Annotated in this window: 25 protein-coding genes and 2 pseudogenes; 10 read left to right on the top strand and 17 right to left on the bottom strand. The window is 70.8% G+C overall.

Annotated features, from left to right (window positions below; all coding sequences use genetic code 11):
- Positions 1-609: 609 nt before the first annotated feature.
- The 6 genes from FJ309_14390 to FJ309_14365 all read left to right on the top strand — a co-directional run bounded on the left by FJ309_14390 (position 610) and on the right by FJ309_14365 (position 4161).
- Positions 610-843 carry a DUF433 domain-containing protein gene (locus FJ309_14390; GenBank protein ID MBM3955777.1) on the top strand — a complete coding sequence of 78 codons (234 nt, stop codon included), beginning with the start codon at positions 610-612 and terminating at the stop codon, positions 841-843.
- Positions 844-875: 32 nt separating this feature from the next.
- The gene (locus tag FJ309_14385; GenBank protein ID MBM3955776.1) at positions 876-1166 is read left to right on the top strand and encodes a hypothetical protein; all 291 of its coding nucleotides are present in this window, start codon (positions 876-878) and stop codon (positions 1164-1166) included.
- Between the two features lie 76 nt (positions 1167-1242).
- Complete coding sequence (gene glpQ / locus FJ309_14380; protein ID MBM3955775.1) at positions 1243-2232, top strand: glycerophosphodiester phosphodiesterase; 990 nt, start codon at positions 1243-1245, stop codon at positions 2230-2232.
- Positions 2229-3482: an amidohydrolase family protein gene (locus tag FJ309_14375; protein MBM3955774.1), complete on the top strand. Its 1254-nt coding sequence runs from the start codon at positions 2229-2231 to the stop codon at positions 3480-3482. The genes glpQ and FJ309_14375 overlap by 4 nt, the downstream gene beginning before the upstream one ends.
- Positions 3483-3598: 116 nt before the next feature.
- Positions 3599-3829 (top strand): DUF433 domain-containing protein, encoded by a 231-nt coding sequence (locus tag FJ309_14370; protein MBM3955773.1) that lies wholly within the window; start codon positions 3599-3601, stop codon positions 3827-3829.
- Positions 3817-4161: a hypothetical protein gene (locus FJ309_14365; GenBank protein ID MBM3955772.1), complete on the top strand. Its 345-nt coding sequence runs from the start codon at positions 3817-3819 to the stop codon at positions 4159-4161. Before FJ309_14370 ends, FJ309_14365 begins: the two co-directional genes overlap by 13 nt.
- A gap of 232 nt (positions 4162-4393) precedes the next feature.
- Here FJ309_14365 and FJ309_14360 read toward each other — a convergent pair whose 3' ends face one another.
- The 10 genes and pseudogenes from FJ309_14360 to FJ309_14315 form a co-directional block, all read right to left on the bottom strand.
- A complete protein-coding gene (locus FJ309_14360; GenBank protein MBM3955771.1) occupies positions 4394-5857 on the bottom strand; it encodes a hypothetical protein in 1464 nt (487 codons plus the stop codon).
- Between the two features lie 31 nt (positions 5858-5888).
- Entirely contained in the window at positions 5889-7484 is a 1596-nt protein-coding gene (locus FJ309_14355; protein ID MBM3955770.1) for a cryptochrome/photolyase family protein, read from the bottom strand.
- A gap of 40 nt (positions 7485-7524) precedes the next feature.
- Positions 7525-7911 (bottom strand): type II toxin-antitoxin system VapC family toxin, encoded by a 387-nt coding sequence (locus FJ309_14350; protein MBM3955769.1) that lies wholly within the window; start codon positions 7909-7911, stop codon positions 7525-7527.
- Positions 7908-8177, bottom strand: coding sequence for a type II toxin-antitoxin system Phd/YefM family antitoxin (locus FJ309_14345; GenBank protein MBM3955768.1), 270 nt, complete (start codon positions 8175-8177; stop codon positions 7908-7910). The genes FJ309_14350 and FJ309_14345 overlap by 4 nt, the downstream gene beginning before the upstream one ends.
- A gap of 896 nt (positions 8178-9073) precedes the next feature.
- Positions 9074-9454: a hypothetical protein gene (locus FJ309_14340; protein MBM3955767.1), complete on the bottom strand. Its 381-nt coding sequence runs from the start codon at positions 9452-9454 to the stop codon at positions 9074-9076.
- A 426-nt stretch (positions 9455-9880) separates the two neighbouring features.
- Positions 9881-10153 (bottom strand): hypothetical protein, encoded by a 273-nt coding sequence (locus FJ309_14335; protein ID MBM3955766.1) that lies wholly within the window; start codon positions 10151-10153, stop codon positions 9881-9883.
- 186 nt (positions 10154-10339) lie between these two features.
- Positions 10340-10447, bottom strand: a pseudogene (locus FJ309_14330) (cryptochrome/photolyase family protein).
- Between the two features lie 30 nt (positions 10448-10477).
- The gene (locus FJ309_14325; protein ID MBM3955765.1) at positions 10478-11281 is read right to left on the bottom strand and encodes a hypothetical protein; all 804 of its coding nucleotides are present in this window, start codon (positions 11279-11281) and stop codon (positions 10478-10480) included.
- A gap of 335 nt (positions 11282-11616) precedes the next feature.
- The gene (locus FJ309_14320; GenBank protein MBM3955764.1) at positions 11617-11934 is read right to left on the bottom strand and encodes a hypothetical protein; all 318 of its coding nucleotides are present in this window, start codon (positions 11932-11934) and stop codon (positions 11617-11619) included.
- Positions 11935-11986: 52 nt separating this feature from the next.
- A complete protein-coding gene (locus tag FJ309_14315) occupies positions 11987-12352 on the bottom strand; it encodes a hypothetical protein (protein MBM3955763.1) in 366 nt (121 codons plus the stop codon).
- Between the two features lie 316 nt (positions 12353-12668).
- On the opposite strand from FJ309_14315, the gene FJ309_14310 reads away from it, so the two are divergent.
- Positions 12669-13694 carry a hypothetical protein gene (locus FJ309_14310; GenBank protein MBM3955762.1) on the top strand — a complete coding sequence of 342 codons (1026 nt, stop codon included), beginning with the start codon at positions 12669-12671 and terminating at the stop codon, positions 13692-13694.
- Here FJ309_14310 and FJ309_14305 read toward each other — a convergent pair whose 3' ends face one another.
- From FJ309_14305 to FJ309_14280, 6 genes and pseudogenes are all read right to left on the bottom strand, one after another.
- Entirely contained in the window at positions 13695-14984 is a 1290-nt protein-coding gene (locus tag FJ309_14305) for a pyrrolo-quinoline quinone (GenBank protein MBM3955761.1), read from the bottom strand.
- Positions 14985-15070: 86 nt separating this feature from the next.
- A pseudogene (locus tag FJ309_14300) lies at positions 15071-17039 on the bottom strand (SulP family inorganic anion transporter).
- Positions 17036-18481 (bottom strand): hypothetical protein, encoded by a 1446-nt coding sequence (locus tag FJ309_14295; protein MBM3955760.1) that lies wholly within the window; start codon positions 18479-18481, stop codon positions 17036-17038. Before FJ309_14295 ends, FJ309_14300 begins: the two are co-directional and overlap by 4 nt.
- Complete coding sequence (locus tag FJ309_14290; GenBank protein MBM3955759.1) at positions 18478-19968, bottom strand: hypothetical protein; 1491 nt, start codon at positions 19966-19968, stop codon at positions 18478-18480. Before FJ309_14290 ends, FJ309_14295 begins: the two co-directional genes overlap by 4 nt.
- Positions 19824-22691 carry a DUF2309 domain-containing protein gene (locus FJ309_14285; GenBank protein ID MBM3955758.1) on the bottom strand — a complete coding sequence of 956 codons (2868 nt, stop codon included), beginning with the start codon at positions 22689-22691 and terminating at the stop codon, positions 19824-19826. The genes FJ309_14290 and FJ309_14285 overlap by 145 nt, the downstream gene beginning before the upstream one ends.
- A gap of 124 nt (positions 22692-22815) precedes the next feature.
- The gene (locus tag FJ309_14280) at positions 22816-23157 is read right to left on the bottom strand and encodes a hypothetical protein (GenBank protein ID MBM3955757.1); all 342 of its coding nucleotides are present in this window, start codon (positions 23155-23157) and stop codon (positions 22816-22818) included.
- Positions 23158-23399: 242 nt separating this feature from the next.
- Between FJ309_14280 and FJ309_14275 the strand changes: the two genes are divergently transcribed.
- The 3 genes from FJ309_14275 to FJ309_14265 all read left to right on the top strand — a co-directional run bounded on the left by FJ309_14275 (position 23400) and on the right by FJ309_14265 (position 25460).
- Positions 23400-23726 (top strand): DUF1559 domain-containing protein, encoded by a 327-nt coding sequence (locus FJ309_14275; GenBank protein MBM3955756.1) that lies wholly within the window; start codon positions 23400-23402, stop codon positions 23724-23726.
- 15 nt (positions 23727-23741) lie between these two features.
- Positions 23742-24422: a DUF1559 domain-containing protein gene (locus tag FJ309_14270; GenBank protein ID MBM3955755.1), complete on the top strand. Its 681-nt coding sequence runs from the start codon at positions 23742-23744 to the stop codon at positions 24420-24422.
- Positions 24423-24626: 204 nt separating this feature from the next.
- Positions 24627-25460 carry a PEP-CTERM sorting domain-containing protein gene (locus FJ309_14265; protein MBM3955754.1) on the top strand — a complete coding sequence of 278 codons (834 nt, stop codon included), beginning with the start codon at positions 24627-24629 and terminating at the stop codon, positions 25458-25460.
- 43 nt (positions 25461-25503) lie between these two features.
- Here the strand turns inward: FJ309_14265 and FJ309_14260 are convergent, their stop codons facing one another.
- Positions 25504-26823, bottom strand: a complete 1320-nt coding sequence (locus FJ309_14260) for a DUF1559 domain-containing protein (protein MBM3955753.1) — start codon at positions 26821-26823, stop codon at positions 25504-25506.
- Positions 26824-26923 lie beyond the last annotated feature (100 nt).

Below are 26923 nucleotides of genomic sequence, written 5' to 3'. Positions count from 1 at the left end.
CGAGACGACGTCAGACACGCCACGCGCAATCCGCCAGGCGCGATGAAGAGGGCGCGTCGCCCCCTCGATCCCGCGCATGCACCACCGGCAGAAGCCGCAGAGCGAACCGCTCCGCGCCATAGGGCCGTTTTGATTGCCGTCGGCGGCCTTGCGGTCGCGACGGGGACGGTGCTTGCAGGAGCGGATCCTGAGGGCCTACGTTTGAAGGAGACCGCAGTTTAACCCCTCCCTCCCGGCCTGTCAACAGTCGGTGAAAAAACGGTCCATCCGGGATCTTTGTGGGTGGACGACAGGAGACGACATGCCGGCATTCCCCTCTGCAGAGACCGAGCGGAGGCTGCGCCCGCCGCGATGACCCACGGAAATGCCGGATGGACCAAAAAAACTAGCCGGCTGCTCGCGGTCGCGCCCCGCGGAACGGGAAGACCGGGCCTGGCTCCGAGGGCTCGTCGCTGGATCGCGCGGCGCGCGGATGTGGCTGCCGCTCGCCGTGGCACCTTCCGGGAGCGATGAACGGTAGTGGTCTCCAAGCCGTTTTGCCGCAGGAACTTGCCCGGCTTCTCCGGCGACTGCGTGGCTGCGGGAAGTGGGCGGCGGTATGATTGGAGAATGTCAACGGCATCGGCCCACTCCCGCATCACGATCGAACCGGGGAAATGCGGTGGGAAACCGTGCATCCGGGGCATGCGCATCCGTGTCTGCGATGTCCTCGAACTGCTCGCCAACGGGGCGACGTACGAGGAGATCCTCGGGGATTATCCCTGCCTCGAGCGGGAGGACATTCTCGCTGCGATCGCCTACGCGGCGCGGCAGAGCAATCATGTCGTTGTTGAGGTGGCATGAGGCTTCTGGTCGACAACCAGTAGCCTCCGGCCTTGGCTTCATGGCTCCGTGATCAGGGGCACGACGCGGTGCACGTCGCAGACGCCGGTCTCGAGCGACTCGATGATCGCGAGTTGTGGCTTCACGCGGTCGCCGAGGAGCGGATCGTGGTCAGCAAGGACGAAGACTTCCTCTACCTCGCGAGCCTTGCCGCCTCCGGACGGTTGCTCTGGGTACGGCTGGGAAATTGCCGCAACGCCGCGTTGATTGCGGCCTTTTCCCAATCGATGCAGACGATCACCGCTGCCTTCGCCTTGGATCAGCGCGTGGTCGAACTGGTCTGAACCACGCGTTCGACCGGCGGATCGACACCTCGACGCCAATGGGTCAGTTCGTCTTGGTGCAGGGAAGGGGGAACCGATGCGACGCGGTTGGTGGATCGCCGCCGGGATCGCGATGATGGCGCTCATGCCCGTCACCCGAGCCGCCCCGCCGATCGTGATCGCCCACCGCGGCGCCAGTGGCTATCTCCCGGAGCACACGCTCCCCGCCAAGGCGCTGGCGGTCGGGCAGGGTGCCGACTATGTCGAGCAGGATGTCGTCGCCACGCGCGACGGCGTGCCGGTCGTCCTCCACGACATCCATCTCGACGGCGTCAGCGACGTGGCCGAGCGGTTTCCCGGCCGGGCCCGCGCCGACGGCCGCTTCTACTGCGCCGACTTCACGCTCGCCGAACTGAAGTCGCTCGCCATCGTCGAGCGCTTCGACCACCGCGGCGGCGCGCAGATCTATCCGGGGCGGTTTCCCAAGGACGACGGCCGGCTGGCGCTTGCCACCCTCGAAGAAGAACTGCGGTTTCTCGCCGGGCTGTCGAAGTCGCTCGGCCGGCCGGTGGGGATCTATCCGGAGATCAAGCAGCCCGCCTTCCACCGTCAGGAAGGGCACGACCTGGCGCGGTCGGTGCTCGATCTCCTCGCGCGCTGTGGCTACGCCACCCGGGCCGACCGCTGCTACGTGCAGTGTTTCGATCCGGCCGAGGTGCGGCGGATCCGCCGGGAGCTGGGTTGGCAGGGGAACCTCGTCCAACTCGTCGGCGGCGATGCCGCCGAGCTCGTCGCGGGAGACGGCCTGGCGCGGATCGCGGAGGTCGCCGATGGCCTCGGGCCGGCGCTCGACCTCGTCATCGGGAAAGACGGCCGGGCCACCGACCTGGTTGAGCGGGCGCATGCGGCGGGGTTGGTCGTGCACCCGTGGACGGCACGGCGCGACGCGCTGCCGCGCTGGGCCGGATCGTTCGACGAGCTGATGGAGCGCCTCGGCGGCGCTGGAGTCGATGGGGTGTTTACCGATTTTCCCGACCTCGCCGTGGCGTGGCGGGGGCGGCTCGGGGAGCGTGGAGGCAAACCATGAGAATCGACAGGCGCGGGGCCCTGCGGGTGGCCGCTTGGGCATGGGCCGGTGGCTTCGCCGGCGTGGCGGCACGCGGCGCCGACGGCACGGTGCTCGCCGTCCGCGGGGCGACCGTCCACACGATGGCCGGGCCGGCGATCGCCGATGGCGTGGTGGTGATCCGCGACGGCAAGGTGGCCGCCGTCGGACCTGCGGCGCAGGTGGCGATTCCCGCAGGTGCCCGGGTGCTCACCGCCGCCGTCGTCACCCCCGGCCTCGTCGATGCCCACACGGTGGTCGGCCTCACCGGGTATCTCAACCAAGAGCAGGACCAAGACCAGCTCGACCCGGCCGAGCCGATCCAGCCGGAGCTCCGGGCGATCGATTCCTACAACCCCCGCGAGCGGCTCATCGAGTGGGTCCGCGGGTTCGGCGTGACCACGCTCCACACCGGCCACGCTCCCGGGGCCCTCGTCTCCGGGCAGACGATGGTGGTCAAGACGCGTGGGGACTCGGTCGAAGAGGCGGCGCTGGTCCCCGTGGCGATGGTCGCGGTGACACTCGGCGATGACGGCCGCGCCACGGGGGGCGAGAAGAAGTCGCCGGGCACGCGCAGCAAGGCGGTGGCGATGCTCCGCGGCGAACTGGTGAAGACGCGCGACTGGCTTCGCAAGCGCGACACCGCCGAGGCCGACAAGCGGCCCGACCGCGACCTGCGCCGCGAGGCGTTTGCCGAGGTGCTCGCCGGGAAGCTGCCCCTGCTGGTCACCGCCAACCGCTCGACCGACATCGTGTCGGCGCTCCGCGTGGCGGAGGAGTTTGGAATCAGGATCGTGCTCGACTCGGCGGCCGAGGGGTATCTGGTGGCCGACCGGATCAAGGCCGCCGGGGTGCCGGTGATCGTCCACCCGTCGATGCGCCGCAGCGGCGCCGGGGAGACGGAGAACGCCAGCTTCGAGACGGCGGCGACGCTCCGCGCCGCCGGAATCCCGATCGCGCTGCAAAGCGGCTTCGAGGCCTACGTGCCCAAGACGCGCGTCGCCCTGTTCGAGGCGGCGATCGCCGCCGCCAACGGTCTGTCCACTGAGGAGGCGCTCGCCGCGGTGACCAGCGACGCGGCGCGGATCCTCGGCGTGGCCGACCGAGTGGGCTCGATCGCGGTCGGCAAGGACGGCGACCTGGCGCTGTTCGACGGCGACCCCTTCGAGTACACGACCCACTGCGTGGCCACGGTCATCGACGGCGCGGCGGTCTTCGAGGGGCCGCGCTGAATCCCCGCCGGCGCGGGGTCCGTGCGGCTGGCCGAACGAGGGCGCCGGAGGCGATCTTCCGTGGCATCGCCGCCGGGGTTTTGCCCGCGTTACCGCCGCAACGATAGAATCGTGGCATGGACTCGAGCCTCCTGCAGCGAATCACGATCGAGCCAGGAAAGCGGAGCGGCAAGCCGTGCATCCGGGGATTGCGCATCACGGTGTCCGACGTGCTGGAATACCTCGCCGCGGGCATGACCGAGGTTGAGATCGTGGCCGACTTCCCCGAGTTGGAGCGCGACGACATCCGCGCGTGCCTCGCCTTCGCCGCCGAGCGTGAGCGGCGGTTGCTGGGATCGGTGGCGTGAAGGCGCTGCTCGACCAGAACCTGTCATACCGGTTGGTTGACGTGTTCTCGGCGCGCTTCCCCGGCAGCGGGCACGTTCGCGACCATGGGCTCTCCAGTGGCGACGATGAGCCGATCTGGTCCCTCGCGAAGGACGACGGGTTTTTCATCGTGACCAAGGACGGCGACTTCCTTGCCCGGGCGCTGGTGCGCGGTCATCCACCACAGGTCGTGCAGGTCTGTCTCGGCAACGCCTCGACCGCGAGGATCGCCGAGGTCCTGCTGGCCAACCTCGGCGCGATCGAGCAATTCGTCGTGCACGGCAGGGAGTCCGTTTTTCTCATTCGCGGCTGACGTCTGCCCGCTCGCCGCCCGATCCCTTCGCCCTCCGCCGGGTGTACCGCCGCGACGGCCCTCCACCCGGCGTTGTTTTCCCGCCGGCGCTGGTGATCCGCCCGCGCCGTTCAGCCCGGTTGCCGGGGCCCAAAGGGGAAGCAGGAGCCGCCATCTGTTGGGCAGCGCCGCGGAAGCAGCGATGGCACTGGCCGGAAAACGCCATCGGCAATCGCCGGCATCACGGCACCGCTCACTCGCCGCGGGCGGCGACGCCGTCGAGGAATGAGAAAACCTCGTCGAGCGCCGCCTGGACGATCACCATGTGCTCGACGTCGGGGATCTCGCGGTAGATGACCGTGCTCCCGGCGGCGGTGAGCTGCTTGGCCAGCGCCTCGGCGCCGCGCTTGCCGAAGTCGTGTGCGCCGGCGGCGATGAACCAGGGCACGCGCCGCGCCGCCTCGTCCTTCGACACCGTGCCGCCGCCGCCAAGCCCGACCGCCGCGGCGACCAGCCCGGGGTGCTTCGCCACCTGCCGCGACGTCTGCACCGCCCCCATCGAGTGGCCGACGAGGAACACGCGCGAGCGGTCGATCGGGAAATGGACGGCCAGCGCCTCGAGCAGGCCGTCGACGTCGAGTCCGAGGCCGAAGATCCCCTGCCGCGGCGCCACCACCAGCCAGCCGCGCTCGAGGCCCAGCCGCGCCGCCCGGCCGGCGCCGCAGGTCTCGAAGAACATGTTCTCGCTGCCGCCGGCGCCATGGAGCAGGAACAGCACCGGCAGCGCCCCGGCGGCCGTTTCCGGGGCGCGGAGCCGGACCGGCACCTGCCCGGCCGCCGTCGCCAGCGTGAGCCAGACATCATGGGCCCGCGCCGCCGCGGCGATCGCGCCGTCCCCGCCGGCCACGAGCCCCTCGGCCAAGGCGACCATCCTCGCGACGGGGTAGTCGGTCTCCTGCTGGCGCGAGTCGGCGAGCGCCTCGACGAGGTCGGCCGTGGCGGCGACCGTCGCGCGGGCGGTCGCGTCGGCACCCTCTGGCCAACCGCGCGCCGCGCGCTCGAGCGCCGCACCGCGCTCGGCGAGGCGCGCCACGCGCGACAGCCCGCGCGTGGCACAGGCGATCTGCCGGTCCCCGACAGCGCAGGTGACGGTGAGTGTGTGATCGCCTTCGGGGAGCGCGCCCAAATCCCAGTCGATCGAGTCGGCGGTCCAGTCGCGCGCCGTGGTGGCCAGCTGGCGCCCCGACGCATCGGCAATCGCCAGCTCGATCCGTGCTCCTGCCGGCCGCGGCGGCGCGTCGTACAGTGCCGGCAGGCCGACCGCGAGCCGCGCCTCGCCGATGTCGGCCAGCCGCGGATCGATCACCACCGCCCGGGACGCGACATGGCGATCGGCGTCGTCGGCCGCGGTGCCGCCACGGACGGCGCACCACGCCTCGTCGAGGCGTTTGGCGGCGGTGCCGAGCTGGAGCGAGAAGAAACAGCGCACCGCCTCTTCCATCGGATTCACGGCCAACGCGCGGGTCGCCGGATCGGCCTCCTGCCAGGCCGTCTCGAACCGCGCGAGCCGCCGGCCGAGCTCGGCCCGGACCTCCTGCGCGGGAGCCGGCGATGCGGCATGGGCCGCGACGGCGAGCACCACCAGCGCCTTCGCCACGACGGTAGCGCGGGCAATCGGCCGGCGAACCGACCGGGGAATCATCGGCAAGGTCGGCATCGGATCGGACTCCGTGGCGGAAGCGGGCCGGTCAGAGCGAGTCGCGCACGGTGTCTGCTTGGCGGCGGATCGTGCGCAGCTCGGCGGCCGGCTTGCGCTCCAGGTTCTTCAGTTGCATCGTCATCCGCTGGTTCTTCCGCAGCAGTTTCTCGTGCCGCGCGAGGAAGTCCCAGTAGAGCGTCGTGAACGGGCATGCCTCCGGGCCGGTGGCGACGGTCGGCTTGTAGCGGCAGCCGCGGCAGGCGTTGCTCATCCGGTCGAGGTAGGCGCCGGTGGCGCAGTAGGGCTTGGAGGCCATCACGCCGCCGTCGGCGTACTGGCTCATGCCGAGCGTGTTGGGCAGTTCGACCCATTCGACCGCGTCGACGTAGACCGCGAGGTACCAGCGGTGCACCTCCTGCGGCCGCACGCCGGCAAGCATCGCGAACAGGCCGGTGACCATCAGCCGCTGGATGTGGTGGGCGTAGCCGTGGGTCAGCGTCTGCGTGAGGGCGTCGCGGAGGCAGTTCATCTCGGTCGAGGCGGTCCAGAAGAATGCCGGCAGGTCGGCGTCGGCGCCGAGGGCGTTGCGCCGCTCGTATTCCGGCATGAACTGCCAGTAGATGCCGCGGACATACTCGCGCCAGCCGAGGATCTGGCGGATGAAGCCCTCGGCGGCCTCGAGCGGTACCTTCCCTTTCCGCCACGCGCGCTCGGCGCCGGCGACCACGTCGCGCGGGTCGAGGAGCTTGAGGTTCAAGGCCGCGGCGAGGCGCGAGTGGTAGAGCCACGGCGCGCCGGTCCAGATCGCGTCCTGGTACTTCCCGAAATGCGCCAGGCGGTGGGCGAGGAAGTCGTCGAGCGCCAGCCGCGCGGCGGCGGGGGTCACCGGCCAGTCGAACCGTGCCAGGTCGCCCGGATGGGAGGCGAAGCGCCGGCTCACCAGCTCGATCACGCCGCGGGTGAGGTCGTCGGGAGGAAAGGAGCGCGGCGCGGGAAGCCGGCCCGGCCCCGACTTCGGAAAGGCGCCCCGGTTGTCGGCGTCGAAGTTCCATTGGCCGCCGGCCGGCTCGCCATCGTCCATGAGGATCGCGAAGCGCTCGCGGAGCGGGCGGTAGAAGTATTCGAGGCGCAGTTGCTTGCGCCCGGCGGCGTGGGCGGCGAAGTCGGCGGTGGTGGTGAAGAAGTGCCGGTCGGTGCGGATCTCGAGCGGGATGCCCGCCTCGCGCGCCGTCGCGACGAGCATCTCCCGGACCCGGTGCTCCCCCGGCTCGACGACGATCAGCCGCTCGGGCCGGCCCGGCGGGGGGTCGGCCGCGCTCCCGCTGCGCGCCCGCGGCGGCCGCTTCGCCGCGGGTGGCGCGAGGCTTGCGGTCAGCGCCGCGGCCAGTGACCCAGGCTCGTCGGCGGTCGGGGCGGCGGTCAACTCACGGTAGTCGACGGCGATCCCGGCGGTGCGGAGGTCGTCGCGGAAGTGGCGCATCGCCGCCAGAAACATCACGATCCGCGGCTTGCTCGTCCAGACGTGCGTCGATTCCTCAGCGACCTCGGCCATCCACACCGCATCGTGCGCCGGGTCGAAGCCGTCGAACGCCGCCGAGCGGCGGTCGAGCTGGTCGCCGAGGACGATGACGAGATGGCGGGGCATGGGGATCTCCGGCCGGCGTCGATGTGGCCCCGGCGGCTGCTCACCACAGGGTCCGGACAGGATACCGGCCGATCGTGGCGTCGTCGGTGACGATCACAAGACCGTGCACGGTGGCCTGGGCGACGAGGATCCGGTCGAACGGGTCGCGGTGGATCGGCGGCAGCTTGTGGACCTGACAGACCTCGGCTTCGCCGATCGGCAGCAATTCGATGCCGGCGCGCTTCCGCATCGCCGGCAGGAAGCGATCGGGCTCGTCGGGGAGCGGGAGCTTTCCCAACGCGTACTTGACGGTGACCTCCCACGCCGATGCCGCGCTGATTACGACATGGTTGTCGGCTGAGGCGATCGCCTCGCGGGCCGTCGCCGACAGGGAAGGGGCATCGGTGAGGAACCAGAGAAAGGTGTGGGTGTCGACGAGGAGCTTCATCCGCGCCCCTCGAACCCGGCCAGCAGCGCCTCGGGAAGCGGTTCGAAGAAGTCGGCCGGTACGGTGAATTCCCCGCGGGCGATGCCTGGCCGGCGGCGTTTGCCCGAGGGAGCGATCAGCCGAATCTCCGCCACCGGGCGGTTGCGGTTGCAGAGGATGATCCGGTCGTCGGACCGCAGCGCCGCCAAGTACCGCGAGAGGTGGGTTTTGGCCTCGTGGATGTTCAAACGAGTCGTCTTCACGGTTCGATTGTCAACTCGATACATGGTTCAGTCAAACCGGCCGCCGCGGTCGCTGCCGGTCAGGCTTTTGACAACCTGATCGGCCGCCGGAAGTGGGCATCGACGGCGATCCCGGCGATCTCCCGCGCCGGTTCACCGGCAGTAACGCCGGAAGTGCCGGTCGTCCAACTCGCGCGGGTACACTGGAGGGATGAAGGCGTTGCGACGTGCGTCCGAACCGGCTCTCTCTCCCGCGGCCGGGGCCGCGGCGGAGAGCGCGGCTGTCGGGCGGACGCACGAGTGGCTCGGCAGGCTCGGTGACACCGAGCCATCGGCGTGTGCGGGGTTGGGTATGGCTGAACGGATCGAGTTGGTATGGCCGATCACGGTCGCGGCCTGGGCGTTCAGCGGAAAGCCATGGGATGAATCGCGACTTCGCAGAGATGTTGAACGCCTTGGCCGCCGAGAGCGTTGAATACCTCGTCGTCGCATGACTGATCGCTCTCGGAAAGGATCACGCTGCTGTGCGGCTGCTACAGGGCGATGCGCCGCCGCGGCGGTCGACCAGCGCGCGGGCCGCCCTGCCGGGAAGCTGTCCCGGCAGGGCGGTGCACGTTTGGCTAACGCGGAGCGCGTGTATCGAAGAGAGGACGACAGCAGCCTGCCCTGCCCACCCGCGACGCATCGCTGATCTCGGAAAACGTCGTTCTAGGAACACATCAGTCCGAGCCAATACAAAAACTTCTTGAATTGCTTGAAGCTCAATCCATTTCCCTCTCCGTTGAACGTCTCGATGACTTTCCTGGCGATCTCGAGTCGACGCCGGGGGTTTGATCGGAGGTAGTCCCGGCCTTCCAGCCATTTGTCGAGGCGGTAGGCAAACAACGTGCCACCAATTCCTCCGCGGATCTCGTCGTACAACGCCCGTGCCTCGTCCTCACTCAGGCAGCCGTCTTTATTGTAGTCGCCACCCTCGAGCAGAAGCCTCCGCAATCTTTGGTATTCATTGTCGCGCTGCCCGGGGCGTAATCGGGCGGGGCCTCGGGAAACCAACTCGGCGTCGTTTGCGGTGGTATGATCTCAACTGGCGGCGGGCTGCTGAGAGATGCGGCGGGATGTCCCGAAGGTTTCGTTGTCGCTTCGATCGCCACACGGCTCTTCGGCTTCAGTGGTCCTGCCGCCAGCAGCGATCCGGCCGTACTGCCGACCGCGACGATGGCGGCCAAGGCAACGATGATCGACCGTCGGCAGATCACGCGGGCTGTTCGCTTGGTGTTCCAGTGCATGTGAGTCTCCTTGTCCTTGTTGGTCCACGACTTCATCGGGCGCCGCGCGGTCCGCGAACCTGCACCGGATGCGGGTGGCATCCGGATCTGGTCGGACCGTGACCGGCTGGAACCCCCCGCCCCGTGGCCACGAACACCGCAGCCGCGGGGATGACACGATCTGAAGCACAGGGCGTGCCGGATGAGACGATTGTCACGCTGAACTGTCGCGAATCGTCGGCCATCCCGCGCAAAGCCCTTGGCTGAAGCGGCTTCCGGTGCGGCGGCGACGCGGCAGGGGGCGGTTTCGGCCGCGGCGGCGGTATCCAAGACACCGCTGGACCCTGTTCGATTTCGCAACACATCCGCGCAAAATGCCGCATCCGCCGGCTGCCCACTGGCTCGTGTCGGTGGCGCCGGAGGCGGCCATCGACGGCATGCCCGATGAGCGCTCCGGCGAGAGTGGCGCGGTAGGTTCGGGATTCATCTCCCCGCTCCCCCGCGAGTCACCCGATGCACGCCGTCGCCGACCTGCTTGTGCGCACGATCGCGGCCCTCGAGCCCCACGAGCCGTGGCGTGGGCAGTGCTTCCATGGGGGGCTCCTCTGGGAAGGGCATGTCGGCGTCCCCGGCCGGCATCGGCTCGATGTCCATCGGCCGGGCGATCCCGCCGTCGCCGCCAGCGCCGTGCTTCCACACACCGCCGAGTTCATCCATCCGTTCGGACCGGCGGCGGTGATCGTGGTCGGCAAGCACGCCGATCCGCGCTGGGGCTGGCGGACGTACCACACCGTGGCCTCCTGCCGGACAGGGAGGCTGCGCACGCGCACACGCCGCATGCCGGCGTGGCTGCAGGTCGAGCAGTTCGGCGGCGGGCCAGGGGCGATGTTCTTCAACGAGCCCGGCTCACGGCAGGTGTACCGCTGGAACGGTCTCTGGCCGCGCGACCTCGGCCATCCACACCGCATCGTGCGCCGGGTCGAAGCCGTCGAACGCCGCCGAGCGGCCGTCGAGCTGGTCGCCGTGGACGATGACGAGATTGCGGGGCATCGCTTGCTCCGGTAACAGGGGGACGCCCCTTCAGATCCAGCCGCCCGATTCGACGAGCACCGCGAGGGCGAGCCCGACGCGCCGATCGATCGCCGACGTGGAGTCGGCGGTCAGATCGAGCACCACCGTGTCGTCGCCGTGATCCGCCTTCGCGATCACGCCGAGTGGTTCGCCGTCGGCGTGGTCAACGCGGCGGATCACGTAACCCGACCGCGGAGCACCCGTCGCCTGTTGCAGTGCCCGTTGCGGGAACCCCGCGATGCCGGCGGCGTCACGGATCTCGAACAGTGGGCTGCCGTCGGGGCGATCGCAGGTCAACCGGGTGCCGAAGAACAGCGGGTAGTTTGCCTTGGAGCAGCGGGCGATCGGTTCGCCGTCGGGGGTGGAGACGGCGAACCGGCGCTGGATCGGCAGGAAGCGTCGCTCCTCGGCGACCTCGAGGATCGGCCCCGCATCCCCCGGCGCGTGAAACCGCGCCGTGTAGGGCGGGAGAACGACGAGCGACATCAGGTAGGCGGGAAGGATCCCGAGGACCATCCCTCCGAGGCCGATGGCCGCCGAGATGTCGTCCTTGGGGTGCTGGGGCACGATACCGAATTGGGCCAGTACCCCGCCGATGGCCAAGGCCGCTGCGGACCATGCAGCCAGCCACGTGACCACGATGGCGAACGCACCGAGCCAATGGCGCAGCCAACGCACGGGGGCCCGCACGGTCGCCAAGAGCGTCTCGTCGATGCCACGAATCTCGCGGATGTCGGCAAGAATACCCGCCCGGTGGCAGATCAGATACCGGTCGTGATCGAAGACGGAATCCGGAGTCGTGGGTGTGAGCACATGGACCTGCCCGTGGCGCCTCGCGCCGCAGTCGCTCTGTCGTGTCGATCTGAAGAGGAGCCTCGTCCGTCGCGACCGTCGCGTGCCGGCGGCCGACACACGTGCCGGCAGCGGTGATCGCGGCCGGGAGCGGTGCGCGGGGATGACGCCTTCTGGAGCACCAGGCGTGCCGCAGGGGACTTTGTCACGCACCGCACGGGTTTTTTGGTCCAGCCAGGATTATCGTGGCTGGACCACACGAGACGACACCCCGGCAGAGCCAGCGCAGGGCCCACGCAGCCCGGGCCGGCCGCGATGGCTCGACTTCGCCCGCGGGATGCCATCGTCCCGCTGGCTCATGACCGGTCGGTGACCGGCGGACCGGCCGGAGGCGAGGGCTTGAAAAAACCACCGAACACGGGAGGAATCTCCCGGACGACGACGCGGAGACTCAATCCCTCGGCCCGGAGATCATGGTCGAGAAGGTCGTCGTCGGCCGGATCGGCCCGGAGGACGCGCTCGACGACCGGTCGCCAACGCTCGACGAACCGGTCACGGTAGGGGTGGCGCTCGTCGAGCCAGTGCTCGAGGAGCCGCTGGCGTTTCGCGGGGTCGGCCCAGAATCTCCGCGCGTATTCAAGCCGGGCCTCGTCTTGGTAGAGCAGTCTTCGCATCACCGGATTGTCGATAGCAGTGGTTTCGGGACCAATCGCGGGGACGGGAGTTTCAGATCAGGCCATGAAACCGGGCCCAGTCGGCGTGCGCCTTGTCGCGGGGCTCGCCGCGGCGGAGTTTCGGGGCGAGGAGATCGGCTGCCGAGGGCACGATCAGTTCCAGCCGTCCGTACCGCGCGGAACAGGCCCGATCGCGCCATCCGGTCGGCAGTTCATCCAGCACGGACCGTGGCAGCAGGTTGACATGCCACCCCCGTTGCCGTTCAAACTCGCTGCCGATCAGCGCGTCATAGCACATCCACGCCAGGGCATCGGATTCGGTCACCGGGTCCGCGTCCATGCTGTTCTCCGGCAACGGTACCTCGAGTCCGAGCCGTCCCGCGTGCCAGAGGAGACCCGCGGAACCGATCAGCGTCATCGACGCGGGTTCCGCCAGAGCCTCGCCCCATTCATTCAGCCAATCGATGATCTGCCGAGGCTTCGATAGCTCCCGCCGTGGCATGTCTCATCGCTTTCAAGCAGGATCGCGTCGCCGGGCTTCCCCCACGCCTTCCACCGCACCGATCGTACGCCGCTGCCTGCCGTCCGCTCAACACGCGTGGCCATGTTCGCCGGCTCAGCCCGCACGCCGGGAGTGCCCGGTCGCGCTGATCCCGGGAAGCGCCCTGCCGGCACCGGCGCGGTAGGTTCCGGTGGGGCGACGAGCCGGCGCCCCGCTCCCCGCGAGTCACCGGATGCACGCCGTCGCCGACCTTGTGGTCCGCCCGATCACCGCGCTCGGCCGGCACGAGGTGTGGCGCGGGCAGTGCTTCCACGGCGGCCTCCTCTGGGAGGGGCACAGCGGCACGCCGGCCGGCCACCGGCTCGATGTCCACCGGCCGCGCGGGCAGGCCGTGGCGGCCAGCGCCGTGCTCCCGCACACCGTCGAGTTCATCCATCCGTTCGGGCCCGGCGCCGTGATCGTGGTCGGCAAGCATCACCACCCGCGGTCTGGCTGGCGGACGTATCACACCGTCGCGCGCTGCCGCGGCGGCAGGCTCCGCACCCGCACCCGGACGATGCCGGCGTGGCTCCAGGTCGAGCAGTTCGGCGGCTCCCCGGAGGCGATGTATTTCAACGAGCCCGGCTCGCGGCAGGTCTACCGCTGGAACGGCCTGTGGGCGCGGAGCCTGGGGCCGGAGGTCGCCCTGCCGGGACAGATGGTCGCGGCCCCGGGAGCGCTGTACGTCGTCGAGCGAAACTGCATCGTGCCGGGGCAGGAGAACCTCGTGCGGATCGATCTGGCCGGCCGGTCGGCCGAGCGCACGTTTCCCGGCCCGCGGCGCCGGCTGTGTGCCCTCCTCGACCTGCCCGCCATGCCGTGGCTGGCCGTCGCCGAGACCTGGGCCGAGCAGGTCGTGCTCGTCGACCGGGCGACCAACCGGCCGGCCCGCACGCTCCCCTCCCCGGGCGGTCCGGTGGCAATCGCTTGCTACGGCTCGTGCCTGGCGGTGCTCGTCGACGAGCCGCGGCGGCTGGCGTTTCTCGATCCCGCGGGAGACGGCTCGCCGCTGGCGGAATGGGATCTCGCGCCCCTCGGCGCCGCCGCCGGCCACGTCACCGCACTCGACGTCGATCCGGCGACGGGCGACATCTACCTGCGCTCGCCGTTCCACCCGCGCGTTGCCGACAACGTCCCGGGCGTCACGCTCGTCGCCGACCGCGACGGCGACACGCTGCGCCGCTGCGGTGGCCGGCCGGGCGCCGCCGCGGCCGCCTGATCACTTCGCCAGCCAGACGCGGATCAGTTCCTTGTCGTTGCGCACGAACACGCTCTTTCCGGCGTAGGCGGGCGGGCACCAGACCACCGGCCGGCCGAACGCCGATTGCGTCGGCTCGAGGAGATGGGCGCGCGAGAGCTCCTCGTAGCCCTTGGGTGAAAGCCTGGCGATCACCAGATCGCCCGTCTCGGCGAAGAGGAAGTAGCGGTCGGCGTGGCGGACGATGAACGCCGTCCCCGAGCCCTGGGCGCGGTCGCCGAGCGGTCCCGGGCTCTTCCAGGCGATCTCGCCGTCGGGGATCCGCACCGCGCGCAGATCCCCCTTCTCGTGGAACCCGTAGATCAGGCCGTCGGCCACGAACGGCTGGACGTTGACCGCCGAGATCCCGTGGGCGCGCTTGTTGCGCCACACGACCTCGACCGCCGGCTTGTCGGCGGCGAGCTTGAGGAGCAGGTTCTTCTCCTGGAAGCCGCCGACGTAGAGATACTCGCCGAGGCGGACCGGCGCCATGATGATCGAGCCGTTGTCGGCGTTGTACGGCGACTCCCAGAGGAGCTTGCCGGTCTCCGGCTCGACGGCGTAGATCGCGTCGGGCTTCATGAACACCAGTTGCCGCCGTCCCCCCGCCTCGATGATCGTCGGCGGCGAGTAGCCCTGCTCGGGCGCCGGCCCGGTCCGCCAGATCTCCTTGCCGGTGCGCTTGTCGAAGGCCACGGCGTGGGCCGTGTCGGTGCCGACCACGCACACCAGCCGGTCGCCGTCGACGAGCGGATGGCTGGCGTAGCCCCAGAGGGCGGCCTTGGTCTGGTAGTCGGCCTTGAGGTCGCGGCTCCAGAGGATCTTCCCGTCGGCGGCCTGGAAGCAGAGCAGGTTGCCCTCGGTGCCGAGCGTGTAGACGTGGTCGCCGTCGACCGTCGGGGTGCAGCGTGGGCCGGCCGGGTAGCTCACCGTGTAGGTGACCGGGTATTCGTGCTTCCACACCAGCTTGCCCGTGGCGGCGTCGAAGCACAGCACGCGCTCGGTGCCGGCGGCGGTCTTGCGCTCGAAATTCGCCGCCTGGAGGTCGGCCGTGCTCACGAAATCGGTGACGAACACGCGCCCGCCCGCCACCGCCGGCCCGGCATAGCCCCCCGCCACGCTCGCGCGCCACTCGACCTTCGGCCCGGCGGCCGGGAAGCGGTCGACGATCCCCTCCTCGCGCCACACGTTGTCGCGGCGCGGGCCCATCCACTGCGGCCAGTCGTCGCCTCGCGCGGCGGGGAGCGTGCAACCGAGGAGCAGGGGGAGCATGGCGAAGCGGGGCGCGTGGCGCATGGGCTCCTCGCGGGATGGAGTTCGGGGGCGACGCCGGCACGATAGCAGATGCACCGCTGCGCTCAGAACTGCTCGCGCCGGAGGACGTCGACCGTCTCCACGCAGGCGGTGAGACGGTGGGCGGGGGCGAACTTCCCCGGCAGGTCGTCGAGGATCCGTTCGGCCACCTCCGCGGGCACGATCGCCTCGATCCGCACCAGCGCCCCGTCGGCCGTGGCGCCCCCGGCCCCGTGGCGCCCGGCCCCGTGGCAAGGGATCGCCGTGTAGCCGCTGGCGCCGTGGGCGAGGAGGCAGGCGACGACCTCCCCCTCGAGCGCCGCCTCGGCGACGGCCGTGACCCGCTTGAGCCGGACGATCCCGCGCTTCCGCGTGGCGTAGGGATGGGCCGACGTCTGCCGGTGGCCTTCGAGGCCGACCACGTCGAGGCGCCGTCCGGCCTGCTGGAAGTCGAGCGCGAGTTCGTGGAGGCTCTCCATCACGCTGTGGTCCACCAGCCGCGTGCCGGCGAGGTTGACGACGACGTCGTTGCCCTGGACGAGCCCGAGCTGCTCGATCTGGCGGCGGAACGGGAGCCAGTTGCTGAACACCGCCGAGCCGCGGGCATCGATCTGCACGGTGTGGTCGTCGAGGGTGGTGACGTCGAGGAACGGCTTGAAGAGACTCGCCAGCGGCACGCCGTTGAGCGCGTGGATGACGAACTTCATCCCGATCCCGATCGCCACGCCGACGAGCAGATCGGTGGCGAGGACGCCGATGATCGTGGTCACGAAGATCAGCAGCTGCTCCGACCCGATCGTGAAGACGTTGATGAACTCGCGCGGCGACGCCAGCCGGAGGCCGGTGTAGACGAGCATCGCCGCCAGCGCCGCCAGCGGGATCCGGTGGATCAGCCCCGGCAATAGCGCGACGAAGGCGAGGAGGAACAGGCCGTGCCAGACGTCGGCGAACCGGGTGCGGCCGCCATTGTCGATGTTGGCCTTGCTGCGGACGATCTCCGAGATCATCGGCAGCCCGCCGATGCCGGCGGCGACGAGGTTCGCCAGGCCGACACCGAGGAGATCACGGTTGAGCTGCGTCTTCCGCTTCCAGGGATCGAGGAGGTCGATCGCCTTCGCCGAGAGCAGCGATTCGATGCTCCCCACCAGGGCAAACATCACCACCCACCAGATCGCCGACAGCCGCGTGGCGGGAGGCGGTGAACACGGCGAAGTCGGGGCTCGTCACCGCTTTGGCGAGGTTGGCCGGGACGCTGACGAGAAACCGCTCGTCGAGCCGGTACTCGTGGCCGAGGAACGAGTAGTCGTGGGCGTGGCCGAGGTCGAACCAGGCCGCCAGCGGCACCGCGACCGCGAGGACCAACAGCTGCGCGGGGATCCGCTGCAGCCACGCCGGGCGCAGGCGCGCTTTGACCAGCGGAAAGCCGAACATGATCGCCAGGCTCACCAGGCCGATGACCGCGATCCGCGGATTCATGGCGAGGATCTTCTCCGGGAGCTCGGCGAGGATCTCGAGCGGTTCCCCTGAGGCCTTCTGGCCGAACACCACCGGAAGCTGCTTGAGGCAGATGATCACGCCGATGGCGGCGAGCATCCCGTGGACGACGGCCGTGGGAAAGAAGCCCCCCAGGACCCCGGCCTTGAGGAGCCCGAAGCAGACCTGCACCGCCGCCGCGACGATCCCGACGGCGAGGGTCATCCGGTAGGCGCGGGAATCGGCGGCCGGATCGCCGCCGCCGGTGTACCCGAACGACTGCATCGCCCCGAGCACGATCACGATCAGCCCCGCGGCCGGCCCCTTGATCGTCAGCTCGGAGTTGCTGATCGCCGACGTGACCAGCGCGCCGACGACGGCGGTGAGCACGCCGGCCACCGGGGGAAATCCGCTGGCCTGGGCGATGCCCAGACACAGCGGCAGGGCGATGAGGAACACGAAGAAGCCGCTGGTGATGTCGGCGCGGAAGTTGCGGGCGAACCCGGCGGGATCCCCGCGGGGGACGTCGTCGCGCGGGGCGGCGGCTGCGTGGTCGGTCATGGTGCGGGGGCTCCATGGGTGAGCGACGGCGGGGCCGCGTCGTGACGCGACTCGAGCAGCGTGCCGGCGATCCGCTCGAGCGACGCGACCAGCGGCCCGGGCCACAGGCCGAGCACGACGAGGATCGCCAACAGCGCGGTGAACACGACGCGCTCGCGGGGCAGGATCGGATGGCGCGGGCGGTCTACCCGGGCGGGGCCGCCGAAGATCGCGAACCAGCCGCGGACCAGCGCGATCCCCGCCAGCACGGTGGCGAGGATCACGAGCAGGCCGGCGTGGAACTGCTCGTCGAGGGCGCCGGAGACGATCAGGTCGTCGGCGACGAACGACAGCGTGCCCGGCAGGCCGAGCGTCGCGAGGCCGAAGAGGAGGAAGAACAGCGCCAGGGCCGGGGCGTCGTCGGCGCGCCCCGGGTGGGAATCCAGCGGCACGCTCCCCGCCCGGCTCTCGATCGCCCAGGCGACCAGGCCGATGCCGGTCAGCGACAGCCCGGCGCTGATCCACACCGCCAGCGCCCCGCACAGCTCGGTGGGGAGCCTCCCGGCCAGGCCGGCGAGGACCAGCGCCGACTGGCTCATCGCCAGCGTCCCCACCAGACCGCGCAGGTCGCGCTGGACCACCGCCAGCGCCGCGCCGTAGGCGGTCGTCACCAGCGCCGCCTGGGCGAGGAACACGAGCTCCGCCGCCACGCCGTCGGCGTGGCCGACGAGGAGGCGGATCGCCGTGGCGCCGGCCGTGTGGGCCATCGTCGCTGCCAGCGCCGTGCCGTAGGCACCGGAGGAGTACAGCGCCGGGTACCAGGAGTGGAGCGGGAACACCCCCTTGCGGAGCATCACCGCCACCGCCACCAGCCACCCGCCGGCGTCGCCGACCAGGCCGTGGCCCGGGCGCCAGGGCGGATCGCGGACGATCAACAGGCAGCCGACCGCGAGGCAGACCACCGCCGCCGCCATCGCGCGACCGTAGGCACGGGCGGCGGGCAGGCCGCCGGGTGTGGCCCGCAGCGAGAGGACCGTCGGCACGATGCTGGCGATCCAGAGGAGGACGAGCAGCCCGGGGTGGGCGGTCGCGAGGAGGGCGAGGGTCGCCGCTTCGCCGGCGAGAAGGCGGGGCACCGACTCGCCGTCGAGGGCCCGCTTCGGCGCGGCCACGACGATCGCCAGCCAGACCAGCGCCGCGTAGGGCAGGGCCAGCGCCGTGAGGCCGTCGAACACCAGCGCCGCCCCGCCGGCGGCAACGGGCCCGCGCGCGATCGCGCCGCCGTCGCCCTGGTGCCACCACCAGGCGGCGGCGCACGCGGCGAAGAACGCCAGCGCTGCCGACACCACGGCGACGGCCCGCGCCGAGCGCTGGAGCGCCGTGAAGCGTGTCGCCACGGCGCCCGCTGCCGGCACGGCGATCGCCGCGAGGAGGCTGGCGAGGATCGCGTCGGTGGCGTTCATCGGTCAGCCTCCCGGCGCGGGCCGTCGCCGGAGAGCCAGCCGACGACGCGCCGCTCGCCGCGGGCCGCGGCATGGAGGGCGACCAACACCGGCTCGACGACCAGCCGGTTCACGAGCGACTCCTCGTACCCGCGCTCCAGGGCGACGTGATACAGCGCCGTGCGCGCCCGTTCGGGAAGGAGACGCACCAGGGGCCCGCTGTCGGCACCGGGATGGCCCCCCAGCGCCGCCGCCAGCTCGTGGCGGTCGTGGAGCGCCGACGGCGAGCGGAGGATCTGCAGGCTGCGGAGGATCGCGTGGCTGACGACATGGACCAGCGGGACGATCCGCCAGCCGAGGCCGATCTCGGCGAGGATGATTCCCGCCTGGGTCATCGACGCGTAGGCGAGCATGCCCTTGAGATCGGTCTGCACCGCACCGACGAGCGCCGCGTGGATCGCCGTCCCGGCGCCGATCGCGACCAGGAGCCAGGCGGCCACCGGCGCCGCCTCGAGGATCGCCTCGCAGCGCAGCAGGAGGTAGGCGCCGGCGTGGATCGAGAGGGCACCGTAGAAGATCGCGCTCGATGGCGTCGGCCCCTCCATCGCCCGCGGCAGCCATCCGGAGAACGGCACCTGACCGCTCTTCCCCAGCGCGGCGAAGATCAACAGTAGCGCCACCACCAGCGCCGTCGTCGGCGACAGCAGGCAGGTGCCGGCGGGCCAGCTGCCGGCGATGGCGCGCTCGAAATCGCCCGACCCGGTCGCGGCGTGGAGGACGACGCCGGCGGCCAGCAGCCCGGCGTCGCAGACCCGGTAGGTGACGAAGGCGCGGAGCGCGGCCGTCGCGGCGGCGACCCGGTCGTGGAAGAAGCCGATGAGGAGCGTCGAGGAGATCCCGACGCATTCCCAGCCGGCGAACAGGACGTCGATGCTGCCGGCGAGGACGAGGAGGTTCATCCCGGTGCCGAACAGCGCCAGGAGGACGAAGAACCGGACGAACCCCGTCTCGCGGTGGAGGTATTTGCCGGCGAAGGCGTTGACCAGGCCACACAACCCGGTGGAGAAGCAGACGTAGGGGATCGACAGCGCGTCGGCGACCAGATCGATCGTCGTCTCGTGGTGGCCGACGTGGAACCAGGTGCCGAGGTGGACGTGGTGCGGGGCGAAGCCGCGGGCCGCGAGCATCGCCAGCGACCCGGCCGCCGCAGCCAGCGCGATCGCGAATCCGGCCCCCACCGCACGGGTCACGCCGCGCTCCCGCGCCGGAAGGCCGAGAAGAGGGGGCAGGCCGACCAGCGCCAGCGCCACGGCGGGACCGAGCACCTGGAGGACCACCAGCCACGACAGGATCCGTGTGCCGGTCATCGCCGTGCCTCCGTGGTCAGGGGCGTGGCGCCGGCGGAGGTGCCGTCGGCCAGTCCCGCGGCGATTACCGCCGGCGGCAGGTTGCCGCGGTGGCCGGCGTACCAATCGGCCGAGCGCGCCACGCGGGCCAGCGTCCGGCATTCGGGCCGGTGGGGCACGAACGCTCCGCCGTCGAACCACGCCAGGCCGTCGCCGGCGGGATCCCAGGCGGCGACCGAGACCCAGCCGTTGGTGACCAGGCGCTCGACGGCGGGGATCCCGGCGGCGGCACGGAGGATCCGCTCCTGCGGGGCGTCGATTACCAGCAGGAGGCGGACCGGCTCGTGGATTTCGACGGTCTGCCAGGGGAGGCCTGTCCGCAGGTCGCTGGCGTGGCCGTCCATCACGCCGATCAGACCGGTGATGTTGTGGGGGAGCTTGGTGCCGCAGCCGTAGCGGCGCGGATCGACGCGTGAGAACAGGTAGGCGAGGTTGATCCCCGACCCGACCGGCCCGACCGCCGCCAGCGTGCGCGCGAGGATCGCGCCGTCGGCGTCGTGGTCGGGATCGTAGGAGACGAGGAACGCGCGGCGGTCGAGGAACAGGCCGCGCGTCCGCCAGCGGCGGCCGACGACGCAGATGGCGTTGGTGGCGTGGCCGTATTCGGGGCGCACCTGGGCGAGGTCGCCGGCGCGGGCCTCGACGTGGCGGAGCGCCTCGGCGGGGCTGATGCCGGCGGCGGCGGAGCCGAACCGTCGGCAGCGCTCGTGGGCGTCGCGCGTCCGTGCCTCGTCGATCGTGAGGCGCAGCCGGGAGAAGTCCTGGAGGTGCCCGGCGGGGAGCCGGTCGGTGTCGAAGAACTCGCAGGCGTCGGAGCAGGTGTCTTGCATGCCGCCGACGAACCGCGTGTCGGCGGGGATCTCGACCCCGGCCCCGGCGAGCCGCGCCCGGACCCGCGGGTCGTTGGCCATCAGCGCGAACACGCGCGCGTTGCGGCCGCCGCGGCCGCCGCCGCAGGCGCCGCAGTCGTAGGCACTTTCATGGGGATTGTTGAGGCTCGTCGAACCGTGGCCGATCATCGCCACGAGACGGGCGAAACGCCCCACCAGGCCGATGTCGTCGAGCACGCGGCGGACGATGTCGGCCATCTCGGCGACGTCGAAGCCGGCGCGGGTGCCGTCGGGGAGCAGCTCGTCGCGCTGGCGCTCGATCAGCAGCTGCGTCGCCACACGCTGCCGGGTGAGGGCGTCGGCCGAGCGGCGGAGGCGTGACGTGAACCGGGGGAAGACGACCCGGGCGACGAGCGGGACCGCGGCCAGCGAGCCGGCCACCGCTGCCAGCAGACCGCCGCGGAGCAGGGTGCGGCTCCCGCTGGCCAGTCCGCCGCGCAGCCATCCCATGCCGCGGCGGATCCTTTGCCGCAGTTGGTGGCTCGCCTCGGCACCGGCGACCGGTTCCTCGACGACGGTGTGTGCCGGACGCATCACGATCGGGCACAGCGGCGTGGCGTGCCAGTCGTCGATCCCCCGGAAGGAGATCGGCACGGCGAAGAACCCGGCCGTCCCGAACGTCTCGATCCCGGGGCCCTGTTCCTCGAGATGGCGGCGGAACGATTCGCAGCGGTCGTCCATGCAGGTGATCACCTGCAGCGCGGGGCGCGACGCCGCCGGCGGCCGGGCGATCGTGGCGTGGACGGTGAGGCCGTCGAGGGTCTCGATCCGGTGACAACGCTCGTGGGCGAGGTGGAACAGGCGCCGCCGGACGGTACCGTCGCAGGCGGTGATCGCCCACTCCAACTCGAGCAACTCGTTCTCCCCGAGGCTCCGGATGTCGGCGGCGCCGAGCCCGACCAGCCGTGCCACCTGGCACAGCAACAGCGCCCGGGCGAGGCTGCCGGGCCCCCGGCGGCGCGGGTGGCGGCCGCACAGCTCGGTCCACAGCGCGGCGAGGTCGAACCCGGCGGCGCGCTCCGCGACACGCGCGGGGCGTTGGCCGAGTTGCGGAGCCAGCCATTCCAGCGCGAGGCGGTCGAGGAGGAGCCGGAGGGCGAGGAAGTCGACGAGCCGGGCGGGCACCGCTGCGACGGGAAACCGGTCGGGACGCTGCTCCAGTTGGTGGATCATGCCCGCCCAGCCGCGCAGGGCGACCAGCGAGTCGCGGGCCAACTCGCCGTGACGGGCGGCGGGCACGCCGAGGCGGTCGATCTCGGCGGCGATCAGGTCGTACGGGTCGCTGCCGGCCACCGCTCCGAGCAGACCGCGGTCGCGGTGCGGCATCGGCCAGCCGGCGACGCCCTGGTCGAGGAACGCGGCGCACAACCGGATGAGCAGCGGGTGCACCAGCGCGTCGGCGTCGGTCGCGGGGTGGAGGGCGTGGATCAGGTCGCGGTGCCGCACCGGCAGGCGCGCGGGAAGGATCGCGGGGCGCGAGAGGGCGACGGCCTCCAGGCAGGCCGGCCACAGACCGCTCTCCGTCTCGCGCGCGACAAGGTCGCTTTCCGTCAGCGTCCAGCGGACGGCGGCGTCGTCTTCGAGGCGGAGCGGATGGAGCAGAAGGGCGAGGTGGAGCTGACGCCGGGTGATCCGGCCACCGGCCAGAGGGGCATCGGCCGCCGGTGACGGATCGCCATCGAGCGCCGCCTCGAGGTCGGCGGGGCGGATCCTCCCCGTGGCGAGGGCGTCGCGGTACTGCGACTCCGGCAGGAACGGCTCGGCCTCGAACAACCGGCCCGCTTCGATCACCGCCTCGAGGAACGGGCGGTCCTCGAAGCCGGCCAGCGCGTTTTGGGCGACGAACACGCCGATCGGGCCCTGCGGCGGCAGTGCCAGCGCGGCCTTGGCCAGGTGGGCCTCGATCTCGGCGCGGCGGTCGGAGGAGGCTGTCATACCTACGCAACGCGGAAGGAGATGGAACGGAGCACGGAACGCAGCGACTCGCGGGGCCCAGGGGAGCGCCGTGGACCGCCGGTGGGGCGCCCGCGACAGGGCGCGCAGAAGTGCACGGGGGGCGTCAGGCCCGGTGCGGTGGCGCGCGGATCGGCCCGAGGCTGTGGGCGGGGCGCGGGGGAGACGTGCAGCGGCGCCGTTCGCCGTGGATCACCGCGACATCGGCGGCATCCCCGGGGGGTGCGAACCAGCAGATGAGGGGAAAGAACCGATCGTCTTCCCGCTCCTCCTCCTCGCCTCGTTCATCGGTATCCTCGACGAGGATCCCGTCGGAAGAGGGGCATGCTGGCGCGACCAGCGATGGCCTCCCGTCATCGGAGTCGGTGACCGACCCGAGTGGCCAGGTGGCCAGACAGGCGGAAAGACCGGTCGCGAAGACGAGTATCCTGGCCACGGAGGAACACATGGACTTGGTTGTACCCGTGAAAAAGCTTATGGGACAATCGCTTCCGCCTTGCGAGTCCGACACCTCCTTGCCGACATGCCGACGGGTCTCAGGTGCCATTTGTTGACACGAGCAGAAAAGTTGCATTCTCCTTCAGCATGACCGGGGTGAGCATCGGTTGGGTGCCCGCCGTATGGCGACGGGGTGACGCGGCGATGCACGGCGGGGGGATCGACGGGAGGCCGACCATGACGACCGTGAAGATGGATCCCGGCGGTGTGGCTAGAGCGCGGGTCAGCGGCCCGGTGCGGCGGTGCGGGTTCACGAGGCTCCGCCGGGGACCGGTGGGCTTCACGCTCGTCGAACTGCTCGTCGTGATCGCGATCATCGGCACGCTCGTCGGCCTGCTCTTGCCGGCCGTGCAGAGCGCCCGCGAGTCGGCCCGGGCGACGCAGTGCCGCAACAACCTCCACCAGATCGGCATCGCGCTGCACCACTACCACGACCACAAGCAGCGCTTCCCCTCGGGCTGGGCCGGTGTGCCGGTCGGGCACGATCCGGCCGAGGCGGACGACGATCTACCGGGGTAGGGCTGGGCCACCGAGCTGCTCCCCCAGGTCGAGGCGACGACACTGTTCGACCGGATCGATCGCAAGCTGCCGATCTTCGACCCTGCCAACCCCGCCCGACATGCCGATCAGCGGCGGGCCATGGTGAGCGTGTTTCTCTGCGCATCTGATCCTCCGGGGCCCGCGGCACTCGGCGACGGGGCGTTCACGATCGCCGCGGCCGACGACGATCACGACGCCCATGACCACGAGGAGGCCGACGACCATCCCGCCGAGCCGGTCGACGGCCCGCCGCATGCCCCGCTGTGCGACCTGGGGAAGTCGAACTACATCGGCGTGTTCGGTACCAGCGAAGTCGACGACAACCCGGCGGCCGGCGACGGCGTCTTCTTCCGGAACAGCCGGATCGGCTTCAAGCACATGACCGACGGGTCGAGCAAGACGCTGATCGTCGGCGAGCGTCATTCGCGGCTCGGGTCGAGCACCTGGACGGGCGTCGTCGCCGGCTCGAACGCCCAGCGCGTCCGCAATGTCGGTATCGCCGACCACACCCCCAACCACCCGGCGCACCACTTCGATGACTTCACCAGCCGCCATCCCACCGGCGTGAACTTTCTCTCCGGCGACGCCTCGGTCCGGCGGATCGACGATTCGATCGCCGAGACCGTCTACCGCGCTTTGTGCACCCGCGAAGGGGGCGAGACCGCGACCGACTGACGGAACGCGGTCGCTCTCTCGGTGGGGCGCTGTCGGAGGGTGGCGGCGCCCCAGTGTCAGGTGGGTCATCGCCGCCGTACGGCTGCCGGACCGTCCTGAACCCGCTGCCGCTCCCCGTTCGCCCGGCGGGGCGCTCGGCTCTTGGCCCGTGCCGCTGCGCCGGCGCCCCTTTACAAACGCAACTGAGTTTCATTAGACTTGGAAATGCGTTCGCAGGTGGCCCCAAACCCTGGCATCCGGGAGTCAGCGATGTCGTCGCGCAGCTTTTTGAACGTTCCCGCCGTGTTCCTTGTCGCCGCGCTGCTCATCGGGGGCGGTCGCGCCCGCGCGGAGGCCGTCTACACCGCCGGCCACGCCGACATCGGCGTCGGCTACATCGCAGCCGACAGGCAGTTCGACCCGCACTGGCACACCCATGCCGGTGCCACCGTCAACGGCGTGGTGACGACTGAGGACGGCGAGTACGAACCGGCGACGATGCGGGCCCAGACCTACGCGCAGCGGCTCACGCCGTCGGGCGGCGGCGGCCTTGCGGCGCTGCTCGGAGTGCCCAACGGCACCATCGTGTCGGTGATGGGCTCGACGACGTTCCAGCCCAATCTCGGATTCGGCACCGAGGAGCTGGATCCGCTCGATTGGACGGCGATCACGATCCGCTTCAACCCCGGTGCATCGACGCTGCCGAGCGGTGGGGCGTTCGGGCTCTACACGACCAACTTTGACGGCACGAACGTCGTCGACCGGTTCTTTTCGAGCGTCGATGCCAACGCGACCAACTTTGGAAACACGCTGCAACTAAACCCCGGCGATCATGCCCACTACCAGTGGGGCTTCACGCAGCAAGGGACGTATGACCTGAACTTCATCTGGTCCGGGACGCACGTCAGCGACGGTCCGATCAGCACGTCGGCGACGTTCCGGGTCCAGGCCGTGCCCGAGCCGTCGACGCTCGCGCTGGTGGGAATCGCCGGTGGGGCGATCGTTGCCGGGCTCGTGCGGCGGCGGCGCCACCGCGCCCCCGTGCGTGCCGCCAGCTGATCGATCGCCGGCGGCGACCGGTCGGTGGGGAACGTCTCGATGGTCAATCGGCGCCGTCGCGGCTTCCCATCGCCCACCAGGCAATCTGATCGACGCCCTCCTCGATGAACTCGACGTGGCCGTCGGCGAAGCAGACGTTCACGCCACCGGGATGACGGCTGCTGGCCGTGGCCATGTAGTTGCCGCTCCCCTCGCCGCCGTAGATGTGACCGTTCCAGCCATTGGGAGGGAACACGTGCATCACCGTGTTGGCGACCAGCGACCAGCCACTGATCCACGAGCGACCCAGGAACGGGGAGTACGTCGGGTCGGGCGTCTTTTCGGTGTAGGTCTGCCAGTTCGACACGGTCGTGATCCCGGGACCGGTCGTTCCCCCTGGACCCAGCCAGCGACGGCTGAGACCTCCGCCGCACCCCGACGACAACGATGGGGGGATGCGATCGGGCGCCGAGGCGTCGAACAGCAGGCTGGTGATCCGGCGCTCCTCGACCAGCGCGGTGCGCGACGTGCCGTCGGTGAAGTCCTTGAGGCGGATCCGGTTGACTTGCCAGGCGGCTCCCGGAACTGACGTGTCGCCGGTGTCGAGCGGGATCGCGCCATTGGCACGCGACAACCCCGGTGAGGGAATGCCGCGGCCGGGAATCCCGTGGGTGGCCATCGGCCAGCCGACGTTGCCGGCATAGCTGCCCGGAGCGGAACGGGCGGAGCCGAGCAGGGCCTCGTGGCCAGGGTGCCACGTCCAGGTGTCCGACGGGCAGAGGAACGTCGGCACGACGGTGGCCGCGGCCTTGGCGTTGCGGTGTCCGGCGGAGATCCGCATCCCGGCGGCGCCCGGGCTGTAGTCACCGGCGGGAGCGTCGGCCATTCCGACCGCGGGGTCGATCGATTGGGCGAGTGCCGTTTCCTCGGTGTAGGGGAGGATGCCGACCAGGAAACTCGTCAGCCCCGGACCGCTACGCCCACCGACGGTGACCGCACCGGTGGAGTGGACGGGCAGTCGCAAACGGGCATCGTGGTGATTGACGATCGCCAGCCCGATCTGGCGCAAATTGTTGACGCACTGCGTCCGCCGCGCGGCTTCGCGGGCGCTTTGTACCGCGGGGAGCAGCAGCCCGACGAGCGTGCCGATGATCGCGATCACAACCAGCAGTTCGACGAGGGTGAACCCGCCGCGGCCCCGCACCCGCCCGCCATCGTTCCACATGCTCATGGCACCGCACCCCCGGGAGAAGAAACCGGCAAGCCGCGACCAGCCGATTTGCATATCATATGCAGGAACAACCTGCTTGTCTCGTGAATGTTCGTTGCAGGCCGGTGGACCAGCCGGGCCCATTCCCACGCGATTTGCACAGGTACGGCCCATGGAGGGCTTTGTCCACGGACAGCTCGGCTCGGCCGCCGGATGCGGCCGACGGCGGCCCGGGAAACCCTCGGCGTTTCCCGCGGTCGCCTGAGTGGACAAA

The sequence above is a fragment of the Planctomycetota bacterium genome (assembly GCA_016872555.1).
Taxonomy (GTDB): Bacteria; Planctomycetota; Planctomycetia; order Pirellulales; family UBA1268; genus F1-20-MAGs016.
Note: the sequence above shows the minus strand (reverse complement) of the source record. Positions and strands in the feature narration are given on the sequence as shown.

Coding starts and splice junctions, on each gene's coding strand:
- FJ309_14390 (MBM3955777.1), top strand. CDS start 610: ATGTCAACGGCATCGGCCCACTCCCGCATCACGATCGAACCGGGGAAA.
- glpQ (MBM3955775.1), top strand. CDS start 1,243: ATGCGACGCGGTTGGTGGATCGCCGCCGGGATCGCGATGATGGCGCTC.
- FJ309_14375 (MBM3955774.1), top strand. CDS start 2,229: ATGAGAATCGACAGGCGCGGGGCCCTGCGGGTGGCCGCTTGGGCATGG.
- FJ309_14370 (MBM3955773.1), top strand. CDS start 3,599: ATGGACTCGAGCCTCCTGCAGCGAATCACGATCGAGCCAGGAAAGCGG.
- FJ309_14360 (MBM3955771.1), bottom strand. CDS start 5,857: ATGCCGACCTTGCCGATGATTCCCCGGTCGGTTCGCCGGCCGATTGCC.
- FJ309_14355 (MBM3955770.1), bottom strand. CDS start 7,484: ATGCCCCGCCATCTCGTCATCGTCCTCGGCGACCAGCTCGACCGCCGC.
- FJ309_14350 (MBM3955769.1), bottom strand. CDS start 7,911: ATGAAGCTCCTCGTCGACACCCACACCTTTCTCTGGTTCCTCACCGAT.
- FJ309_14345 (MBM3955768.1), bottom strand. CDS start 8,177: ATGTATCGAGTTGACAATCGAACCGTGAAGACGACTCGTTTGAACATC.
- FJ309_14340 (MBM3955767.1), bottom strand. CDS start 9,454: ATGAAGTCGTGGACCAACAAGGACAAGGAGACTCACATGCACTGGAAC.
- FJ309_14320 (MBM3955764.1), bottom strand. CDS start 11,934: ATGCGAAGACTGCTCTACCAAGACGAGGCCCGGCTTGAATACGCGCGG.
- FJ309_14315 (MBM3955763.1), bottom strand. CDS start 12,352: ATGACGCTGATCGGTTCCGCGGGTCTCCTCTGGCACGCGGGACGGCTC.
- FJ309_14310 (MBM3955762.1), top strand. CDS start 12,669: ATGCACGCCGTCGCCGACCTTGTGGTCCGCCCGATCACCGCGCTCGGC.
- FJ309_14305 (MBM3955761.1), bottom strand. CDS start 14,984: ATGCTCCCCCTGCTCCTCGGTTGCACGCTCCCCGCCGCGCGAGGCGAC.
- FJ309_14295 (MBM3955760.1), bottom strand. CDS start 18,481: ATGAACGCCACCGACGCGATCCTCGCCAGCCTCCTCGCGGCGATCGCC.
- FJ309_14290 (MBM3955759.1), bottom strand. CDS start 19,968: ATGCCGGACGCTGGCCCGCGTGGCGCGCTCGGCCGATTGGTACGCCGG.
- FJ309_14285 (MBM3955758.1), bottom strand. CDS start 22,691: ATGACAGCCTCCTCCGACCGCCGCGCCGAGATCGAGGCCCACCTGGCC.
- FJ309_14280 (MBM3955757.1), bottom strand. CDS start 23,157: ATGTGTTCCTCCGTGGCCAGGATACTCGTCTTCGCGACCGGTCTTTCC.
- FJ309_14275 (MBM3955756.1), top strand. CDS start 23,400: ATGGATCCCGGCGGTGTGGCTAGAGCGCGGGTCAGCGGCCCGGTGCGG.
- FJ309_14265 (MBM3955754.1), top strand. CDS start 24,627: ATGCGTTCGCAGGTGGCCCCAAACCCTGGCATCCGGGAGTCAGCGATG.
- FJ309_14260 (MBM3955753.1), bottom strand. CDS start 26,823: ATGGGCCGTACCTGTGCAAATCGCGTGGGAATGGGCCCGGCTGGTCCA.